The 9,217-nt window shown below is 73.4% G+C and carries 7 protein-coding genes and 3 pseudogenes; 6 read left to right on the top strand and 4 right to left on the bottom strand.

The annotated features are described in order from the left end of the window. The 3 genes and pseudogenes from AB0J68_RS19330 to AB0J68_RS19320 form a co-directional block, all read right to left on the bottom strand. Positions 1-448 (bottom strand): annotated as a pseudogene (locus tag AB0J68_RS19330) (acetyl-CoA carboxylase biotin carboxyl carrier protein subunit); the annotation flags it as partial. Then, positions 445-2,214 (bottom strand): acetyl-CoA carboxylase carboxyltransferase subunit alpha, encoded by a 1,770-nt coding sequence (locus tag AB0J68_RS19325; protein ID WP_363939723.1) that lies wholly within the window; start codon positions 2,212-2,214, stop codon positions 445-447. The gene AB0J68_RS19325 and the pseudogene AB0J68_RS19330, both read right to left, overlap by 4 nt. Continuing rightward, complete coding sequence (locus tag AB0J68_RS19320) at positions 2,211-2,549, bottom strand: TcmI family type II polyketide cyclase (protein WP_354862797.1); 339 nt, start codon at positions 2,547-2,549, stop codon at positions 2,211-2,213. Before AB0J68_RS19320 ends, AB0J68_RS19325 begins: the two co-directional genes overlap by 4 nt. Positions 2,550-2,995: 446 nt before the next feature. On the opposite strand from AB0J68_RS19320, the gene AB0J68_RS19315 reads away from it, so the two are divergent. The 5 genes and pseudogenes from AB0J68_RS19315 (at position 2,996) to AB0J68_RS19295 (ending at position 7,878) form a co-directional block, all read left to right on the top strand. Next, positions 2,996-3,799 carry a BTAD domain-containing putative transcriptional regulator gene (locus AB0J68_RS19315; protein ID WP_354862796.1) on the top strand — a complete coding sequence of 268 codons (804 nt, stop codon included), beginning with the start codon at positions 2,996-2,998 and terminating at the stop codon, positions 3,797-3,799. Positions 3,800-3,901: 102 nt separating this feature from the next. Then, entirely contained in the window at positions 3,902-4,249 is a 348-nt protein-coding gene (locus AB0J68_RS19310) for a TcmI family type II polyketide cyclase (protein WP_354862794.1), read from the top strand. A gap of 25 nt (positions 4,250-4,274) precedes the next feature. Continuing rightward, a pseudogene (locus tag AB0J68_RS19305) lies at positions 4,275-4,986 on the top strand (NAD(P)-binding protein); the annotation flags it as partial. 1,156 nt (positions 4,987-6,142) lie between these two features. Continuing rightward, positions 6,143-6,379 (top strand): annotated as a pseudogene (locus tag AB0J68_RS19300) (hypothetical protein); the annotation flags it as partial. 293 nt (positions 6,380-6,672) lie between these two features. Next, entirely contained in the window at positions 6,673-7,878 is a 1,206-nt protein-coding gene (locus AB0J68_RS19295; RefSeq protein ID WP_354862790.1) for a low temperature requirement protein A, read from the top strand. A 43-nt stretch (positions 7,879-7,921) separates the two neighbouring features. On the opposite strand, the gene AB0J68_RS19290 is transcribed toward AB0J68_RS19295, so the two are convergent. Continuing rightward, a complete protein-coding gene (locus AB0J68_RS19290; protein ID WP_363939720.1) occupies positions 7,922-8,749 on the bottom strand; it encodes a hypothetical protein in 828 nt (275 codons plus the stop codon). Positions 8,750-9,001: 252 nt separating this feature from the next. Between AB0J68_RS19290 and AB0J68_RS19285 the strand changes: the two genes are divergently transcribed. Next, a complete protein-coding gene (locus AB0J68_RS19285; RefSeq protein WP_007460667.1) occupies positions 9,002-9,208 on the top strand; it encodes a hypothetical protein in 207 nt (68 codons plus the stop codon). Positions 9,209-9,217: the final 9 nt, after the last annotated feature.

Raw genomic sequence — 9,217 nt, 5'->3', positions numbered from 1 at the left:
CGTGCGGCCCCCGCCCCCCCGCGCGCCGGGGGCCGGGCGGCGGTATCAGCGCGCCGGGGGGGCCGGGCACGCCCGCGCCCGCCGACGGTGTGGCGCCGGCCGGCGGCAGTGCCCGGGGTACGTCCGGGTGCCACTGGACCTCCAGCACCGTCGTCCCGCTGCACAACCGGATCCGGCGCACCGGACCGGGGAGTTCGGCGAGCAGGTGTTGCGCCTGTCGACGCAGCCCGACCAGCACCTCCTCGCCGTCCGCGTCGGTCCTCGGGTGCCCGTCCGCCGGCTGACGTCCGTCCGGGCGGACACCGTCGCGGGCGTCGGCCGGCTCGGGGCCGCTCTGCGCCGCGCTCGGGCTCTCGGCGTCGGCGCGGCCCTCGGCGTCGGTTCGGCCGTCCACGTCGGGTCGGCCGTTCGGGCCGTCCACTGTGGAGAGCGTGGGCGCGGCGGTCATCGGGCACCCGCCCGGGCACCGGCGCGAGGGGCGCCGAACCGGCGGAACCGCTGCCGCCGCAGGCGGACCAGCATGGCGGGCGGCACGTCCAGCAGCGGCAGCAGGTTCGCCAGCAGCGCGGCGCGCAGCCGTCGGGCGGTCTCCGCGGGGTCGTCGTGGGCGGCCGTCGCCGGTTCGGGGACGATCTCGTCGACGACGCCGAGGCGACACAGGTCGGGTGCGGTCAGCCGGAGCGCGCGGGCGGCCTGCGGCGCGGCGGAGCGGTCCGGCCAGAGGATGGCGGCGCAGCCCTCCGGGCTGATCACCGAATAGACGGCGTGTTGGAGCATCAGCACCCGGTCGGCGACGGCGAGGGCCAGCGCGCCACCGCTGCCGCCCTCACCGGTGATCACCGCGAGGACGGGGGTGGGCAGGACGGTGAGGGTGAGGATGTTCTCCGCGATGGCGGCCGCCTGGCCCTGCTCCTCGGCGCTGATTCCCGGGTCGGCGCCGGGGGTGTCGACGAGAGTGACCACCGGCAGGCCGAGGCGGGCGGCGAGACGCATCAGTCGCAGCGCCTTGCGGTGCCCGGCGGGGCTGGCCATCCCGAAGTTGCGGGCGACCAGGTCGGCGGTGGTGTGTCCCTTCTGGTGGCCGATGACCATGACGTGCCGGCCGGCCAGCCGGGCGACACCGCCGACGATGGCGGGGCAGTCCCCGCCGAGCCGGTCGCCGTGCAGCTCGACGAACCCGTCGAAGACCGAGTCGAGATAGTCCAGGGTGGTGGGTCGGCCCGGGTGACGGGCCGTGCGCACGGTGTCCCACGCGTCGCGTACCGCAGGTGTCGGGCCGTCGTCGGCCGGCCGCTCCCCGACCGGGCGGTGGCCGTCGGCCTCCGCCGGCGGGACCGTCGGGGCCGCGCCGGCCAGGCGCTCGTGGTGTCGCGCCGGCTCCTGACGGGGTACGGGCGCACGCGCCGGACGGCCGGCGCGGGCCGCGGCCAGCAACGCCGCCAGTCGACCCCGCAGCGACCGGCGTTGCACCACCATGTCCACCTGACCGTGGCGCAGCAGAAAGTCGGCGGTCTGGAAGCCCTCCGGCAGCGCCCGGCCGGTGACCTGGCGGATCACCCGTGGTCCGGCGAAACCCATCCGGGCGCCACTCTCGGCGAGCACCAGGTCGGTGTTGGTGGCGAACGACGCCGCCACCCCTCCGTAGGTCGGGTCGGTGAGCACGCTGACGGTGAGCAGACCCGCCTCGCGCAGCGCGGCGATGGCCTGGCTGACCGTGGCCATCTGCATCAGCGACAGGGCGCCCTCCTGCATCCGTGCCCCACCGGACGCGGTGACCAGGATGAGCGGCACGCGGTCGTCCAGCGCCCGCTCGGCGGTTCGGGTGATGAGCTCACCCACCGCGCAGCCGAGGCTGCCGCCGAGGAAGCGGAAGTCCATCACGGCCAGAGCGGTCGGCTGTCCGCCGATGGTGGCGGTCCCGCAGAGGACCGCCTCGGCCAGGCCCGTGCTGGCCCGCGCGGCGCTGAGCCGGTGCGGGTACGGCAGCACGTCGACGAAGTCGAGCGGGTCCGCCTCGGGCAGCCGGTCGGGCAGGAGGCGCAGGGACCCCGGGTCCACGAGCTGCCGCAGGCGTTCCGGGGCGCCGAGCCGGGTGTGCTCACCGCACTCCGGGCAGACGTCCAGGTTGCGTCGCAGCCGCTTGCGGTAGAGCAGACTCGCACAGCCGGCGCAGCGGGACCAGAGTTGCTCCGCGTGCCCGGCGGGGGCGGTCACGAACGCCCCCCGGCGTCCGGGGCGTCGAACCGGTAGAAGCAGTGCGCCATCGCGTCGCGCGGCGAGCGCCAGGTCGGCAGGTACGGCGAGACGTACGGCCGCAGGCGGTCGCTGACCCGGACGAACTCGGGGTGACCACGGGCGGCCTCCACCGCCTCCTGCGCCGGATGCTCGGTGTCGAGCAGGTGCACGTAGAGGTCGTGCAGTCGGTACAGCGAGCGGTGCCGGACGCCGACCAGGCGCGGCAGCTCGGTCGCGTCCGACTCGGCGAAGATGTCGGCGACCTGTTCCTCGGCGGTCGGTACGACCTTCGCGACGATCAGCGATCGGTCCATGGCTGGGCCTCCCCCCAACGGCGTCCGGGCCGGCCGGTGAACCTCCGGACGTGCTGGACGACTGCCGCCACGATGCGGCAGTCGTCGTCACGGCGGCGTCACCGCGGCGGACCGACCGGCAGCGCTGCACGGTGACGCTGCGTTGACGCAACCTGTGTATGAGCTATGCGTCCCATGTGTGCGGCCCCGACCCGAGAGATCGATGTTCTAGCAGTTCAGAACGGATCTCACGGTTGAGCACGGCTGAGGGAAGGCCAACATCGGCGTTGACTCACCGTGACCACTATTGATAATCTTCACGGTGGTCAACCCGGCGGCTCCGGCGGGCGATGCCGCGCCTTCACAGCCGTGGTCGCATTCCGTCGACGGGGTCGACGGCGGCGAGGTGGCAGCCGATCCGGGACACAGCAGACAGTCGGGACGAGCGTTCCGCAGGGGGTGCCGCCGTGGCCGCTGAGCCGTCCGTGCCGACCGCCGCAGGTCCCGACGAGGCCGACCTCGCACTGCACCTGCTCGGCGGTTTCCGGCTCCTGCGCGCCACCGCGCACATCGTGGTGCCGCGCGGTCTGCAACGGGTGATCGCGCTGATCGGGCTGCGTCCCGGCGCGACCCGCAGCCAGCTGGCCGGGCTGCTCTGGCCCGACGTGTCGGAGGACCGGGCGCTGTCGTCGCTGCGTACCGCGCTGTGGCGGCTGCGGCAGGATCCGTGCTGCCCGATGGTCGTGGCCGGCGACACGGTCCGACTGGCACCGGCGGTACGGGTCGACGTGGACGACCTCGTGCAGACGGCCGCGCGCGTCCGCAACGGTGACGACCCGCGGACCACCGCCGGGGCGCTCGCCGCCGGCCGGCACGACCTGCTGCCCGGCTGGTACGACGACTGGGTGCTGCTGGACCGGGAACGGCTGCGACAACTGCGCCTGCACATGCTGGAGCAGGTGGCCGCGCAGCACCTCGCGGCGGGGCGGCACGGCGAGGCGCTGGATGCCGCGTTGGAGGCGATGGCCGCCGAGCCGCTGCGCGAGACGCCACACCGGCTGGTGGTGCGCATCCATCTCGCCGAGGGCAACGCCTTCGAGGCCGTGCACGCCTTCTACGTCTACCGTGACCTGTTGCGCCGGGAGCTACGCCTGGAGCCCAGCCCGGCGATGAGCGCCCTGCTCGACGACACGCTCGCCCCGATCCGGGCGGCCACCCGCCCGGCGGCCGTCGGCCGGGAGCCCGCCGCCCGGCCGTCATCGGCCGGGTGACGCACGTGACGGTGACGTGACACACCCTGCGGCACGGTGGGCGCAACGAGCACGTGACCACCGGCCCACGGGCCGGGATCGGCCACCGGCGGAAGGGTTCCTATGAGTCGTCTACTGATCGTCAACCGGATCATCCCGGGCGCGGAGGAGCGGGTCGCCCAGATCTTCGCCGAGTCCGACGCCACCGAACTGCCCGGTCTGACCGGCGTCACGCACCGGTCCCTGTACTGCCTGCACGACGTGTTCGTGCACCTCATCGAGACCTCGGACGTCGACCCGGGCGCCCTCGCCGCCGCCCGCAACCACCCGCTCTTCCAGCAGGTCAACGAGCGACTCGCCGCCCACACCTCGCCGTACCTGTCGACCTGGCGCTCCCCCCAGGACGCCATCGCCGACTGCTTCTACCGCTGGGACGCGGCCGACGTGGCGGCGCCCCACCCGGCCGGCTGACAGGTCCAGCGCCCCGCCGCACGTCCTGATCATCGGCGCCGGCACCGGCGGGCTGCGCCTCGCGCACGGGCTGCGTCGCGCCGGGATCAGCGTCGCCGTCTACGAACGGCACCACCACAGCGCCGAAGGGCTGCTCGGTTACCGGGTGGGCATCGGCCCCACCGGCAGCCGGGCGCTGCGCGAGTGCCTGCCGCCGAAGCTGTCGCCACGTTCCTGGCCACCTGCGCCCGGCCGCCGAGCTACTTCAACGTCGTCACCCAACGGCTGCGCCAGACCGCCTCGTGCGAGTTGCGGCCGGCCGTCGACCCGGTGCGCACCGAACACTCGGTGGCCCGGATGGTGCTGCGCCAGGTGTTGCTGACCGACCTGGGCGACGTGGTGCGTTTCGACAAGACCTTCGTCCGGTACGAGCAGCACGACGACGGCACGGTCACCGCGTACTTCGCCGACGGGACCAGCGCCATCGGCGACCTGCTGGTGGCGGCGGATGGCACACACTCGGCGGTACGCCACCAGTACCTGCCACACGCGGTCACCCGCGACGCCGGCACCATCAACATCCCCACCCGCATTCCGCTGACCGCGCAGACCCGCGACCTCGTACCCGAGCGGGTCCGCAAGGGCATCTCGCTGATCTTCGGCGTGGTGGGCCGACTCGCGTTGCTCGCCGCGGGCGGCTACTTCGGAGTGACCAGTCGGGTGCCCCCGCTGCGGCGCCGCTTCGTCGACGACTTCCACACCTACGAGGGCGACGAGGACTGAGCGCGGCACCACCGACCCGGGCACGGCGACACGGCGCCGACCCGGGTCGCTGCGTGGGCGGCGGTCACCCCGGGGCCCGGCCCTGGTCGTCGCGCGGAACGCCATCGAACGGCGCACGGGGCCCGCCGGTTCCGTCCTGCCGTGGCTGCGACGCTGCGTCACCCGTCAGGCACCACCCGAGGTGACCGTCCTGACCATCGTGCCGACGACCGGTCCTCTCTGTCATCGGCAAAGCACGTGTGCAAAGCTGCGGCGAGTTTTTCTCGTGACTTTTTCGATGAAATGAGAGGGAGGTTCGCCGTGGAGTGGTCTATCGGACACTCGCTGATAGTGGTACTGGCGTTGTTGCTGGGCCTGGCCGCCGGATGGTTGCTGCGCGGCCGGCAGGACACGCGGGCCAGCGGGCAGGGTCAGTCGATCGTGGACGGTGACCCCGTCGCCGGCCTGGCCGTGATCGACGCTCCGGTGCCGCCGGCCGCCACCGACGAGGCCGCCCCGGCGGCGGCCGTGGACGCTCCCCCGGCCGCGGTCACCGAGGAGCCGACCCCGGTGGACACGGTCAGCGCACCGGCTGCGGTGACCACGCGGGACGACTCCGCCCCGGACGCCGTCGACACGGGCGACATGGCCCTCACCGACGCCCCGCCGCCCGTCCCCGCCACCGAGCGGACCGACGCGGTCGACGAACCGCCCGCGGTCGCGGCGGAACCGGAGCCGGTCGCGGTCGACGAGCAGCCCGCCCCGGCGACGGTGATCGCCCCGCGGCAGCCGATGGACGACAGCATCGACACCCTGCCGTCCGAGGCGTCCCACGCCGAGGCAACCCCGGCGGAGGTCGCGCAGCCGGAGACCAACCCGGCCGAGACCAACCCGGCCGAGACCACCGAGGCCGAGGCCATCCCGGCCGAGACCAGCCCGGCGGAGACCAGCCCGGCCGAGACCACCGAGGCCGAGGTCACGCAGGCCGAGACCACGGACGCCGAGGTCACCCCGGCCGAGGCGACGCCGGCGGTTGCGGCGGGCGCGACCTCGGCGGACGTCGAGGACGCCGAGCCGGTGCGGGCCGCCCCGCCGGTCCGGATGGCCGAGACCACGCCGACGCAGGCGGACACCGAACCGACGGGCCCGGCGGACGACTTCCGCCGGATCCAGGGGGTCGGGCCGAAGATGGCGGCCGCGTTGCAGGCGGCCGGCGTACGCACCTACCGCCAGCTCGGCGAGCTGGACGAGCCGGCGCTGCGCGACCTGATCCGGACCGCCGGTCTACGTGCGGCACCCGCGTTGGCCACCTGGCCCCAGCAGGCGCGGGTGCTGGCCGGTGCCGGTGACCAGGCGACCGCGGTGTTGCCGGGTGGCAGCCAGGGCTGAGAGCCGACAGCGAACCCCCGGGCGCCCGTCTTCCCGACGGTCGGCCCGGGGGTTCCGTCGTTGTGGCGGAGCAGTCGGGGGCCGAGAGCCAGGGCCGTGATCGACCCGATGTCCCGAAAACCGGGCCATCCACCCGCCCGGACACCCCGGCCTCAGGAAAGCCGAGTCGATCAACCGCCTCCCCGGTCGGGGGACGACCAGACGAATCCGGAGTGGCGCGTCCGACCGCTGGCTAGCGTCGGTCGAGGTGGGCCGGATGGCTCGCCGCGTCCACCGGCACCGCAGGAGCAATCGTGCACCTCTCCGCGCCGGAGCCCGGGCACCGCAAGAGCCGACCGCCGGTGCGCGACCCGGATGCCCCCCGCCGGGTGACGCTGCTCGAACTCTTCTTCGACCTGGTGTACGTGGTCGCGCTCGCCCTCATCTCGCGGGGCATGGTCAACCAGCTCGACTGGCATCGGGCCGGTCAGTCGTTGATCCTGCTGGCCGCCGTCTGGTGGACGTGGGCGATCACCACCCTCGTCACCGACTTGTACGACCCGGACCGCACCGAGATCAAGCTGCTGATCAGCGCCGTGATGTTCGGCGCCCTGTTGATGACCACCGCGATCCCGGAGGCGTTCGGCGCACGGGGAATCGTCTTCGCCGCCACGTACGTGGCCATCCACCTCGGGCGCGGGCTGTTCCTGGTGCCGGCCGTGCGCCGGGAACCGCAGACCCAGCGCAGGGCCGTGCGCATCTTCGTCTGGTTCGCCGTGTCGGCGATCCCCTGGATCATCGGCGGCTTCGTCAGCGGCGACGCCCGGCTGGCGTGCTGGGCCATCGCGCTCGCCATCGACTACGGCGGCTTCCGGCTCGCGTACCCGGTGCCCGGGTTGGGGGTGGTGCCGGAGCCGCAGCGCAACGTCACGGCCGAGCACCTCTCCGAGCGGTACCAGCAGTTCTTCATCATCGCCCTCGGCGACGCCATCCTGACGATCGGCACCATGTTCAACCTGGCCCACTCCGCGGCGCAGAACATCGCGTCGTTCGCCGTGGCGTTCGCGACCACCCTGCTGCTCTGGCGGATCTACGTCCACAAGTCCGGCCAGCTGCTGCCGACGGCGATCAAGATGTCCGGGGCGCCGGGCAAGTTCCTGTTCACCGCGCCGTACACCCACCTGCTGATGATCTCCGGAGTGGTGGTCACGGCCTCCGGGTTCGACCTGGTGCTGCACGACGACCCCGGCCGTACGCCGCCGGCCTGGGTGGCGGTGATCCTCGGCGGCCCGGCGCTGTTCCTGGTCGGCCGGTCCTCATTCGAGTACGAGGTGTTCAGCCGGGTGTCGCCGTCGAGGGCCGGCGGCCTCCTGGCGCTGCTGACGATCGCGCCGGCGGCGATGTACCTGCCGCCGCTGTGCGCCTCCCTCGGCGCCCTGCTGGTGTTGGCCGGCGTCGCGTACGCCGACTATCGCCGCAGTCGCGGCAAACCGCCGGAGTCCCCCGCCCCGCCGCACTGACCCCCCGCACCGGCCAGCACCGGCAGGCCGATCCGGTGGTGGCTCACACCAGCGCTTCCGCGTACCCCCGGACCTGCAACCGTCGCCCGGCGGTGTTGCCGAGGCGCACCTGAAGGCCCAGCGGAGCGGCGGCCCGGCGTACGTCGTCCAGGTGCAGCGAACCGTGCCGGTCCACGGTCAGTACCGGCGGCTCCTCCAGCTCGCACTCCGGCGCGTGGAAGGAGAGCAGGGTCACCGAGGTGGTGAGGTAGCCGGGGTAGGCGGCGCGAGCGGCCGCCTCGTCCGGGTGGGCGAGCACCACCAGGTCGTTGAGGTGGGCGAAGTCGGCGGCGAGCGCGCCGGCCTTCCAGTGCGCCGGCTCCTCGACCATCCCGGTGTGGTGTCGGGACCGGTTCGCCGACGTGATGTAGAGGTGATCGGTGCCGGTCTCGGCGAGCGCCCGCTCGAAGAACGTGTTGGACGGGCAGGTGAGACCGGGAGCGATGACCTGGGTGGTACGCAGGCCGTGGTCGAGCTGGGTGAGGTGTTCGGGCAGCCGGTCGGCGGCGGGGCCCCGGAATCCGAACGGCCCGGTGCCGTAGAGGGCGTCCATCAGCGCCCGCACCCGGCCGATCGGCAACCGGGGCGAGATCCGGGACCAGTCGAACATTCCCGGGATCCGTCCGATGGCGGTGGTGATGCTGCCGACCTGGTGGACCGGGCGGCCCTTGGCCAGGTTGACCCGGCGGACGGTGGTCGCGTCCGGCCGGGTGACGATCGCGTAGAAGTTGGCGAACGCCGCCGCGACGACCGCGCCGCCGGCGAGCGCGCGGGCCGCGACCGCGACGTCCTCGGGGCGGTCGATGGACAGAAATGGGGTCGGCGCGTTCATGGGTCCTCCTCGGCGGGGCCGTGAGGCAGTTCTACGTCCGGTCGCCCGTACCGCGGCCGGGTCGGTCGGCGATCCGATAGCCGACCGTCGGGACGCGATGCGGGCGGCCGATGCCGACGCGGTACCGACGGCGGACGGCATCGGCCGGACGGAGGATCCGGCGTAGGTGCCGGACGCCCACCGTTAGCCGCGCGACCCAATTGGGTACAACGCCTGCACCTCAGATCCACCACATTCCTTCAGGAGGCAGCGATGCGCGGCACCTCGATACTCGGAGTCATCGTCGTGATCTGGCTGGTGATCGGCGCCATCGCCGGCGGTCAGCGGGGCTACTACAGCGGCGACGACACCAACTGCGCCGAGGCCGGCACGATCCTGGTCACGATCGTGGCCGGACCGCTCAACTACATCGGGGCCAACCCCAAGGTCGACTGCAAGCTGCCCGAGCCGTCCAAGTAGGACGAACAC

This window comes from Micromonospora sp. NPDC049580, assembly GCF_040675595.1.
In the GTDB taxonomy this organism is placed as follows: domain Bacteria; phylum Actinomycetota; class Actinomycetes; order Mycobacteriales; family Micromonosporaceae; genus Micromonospora.
The sequence above is the reverse complement of the archived record's forward strand: the minus strand, read 5'-3'. Positions and strand labels throughout refer to the sequence as shown.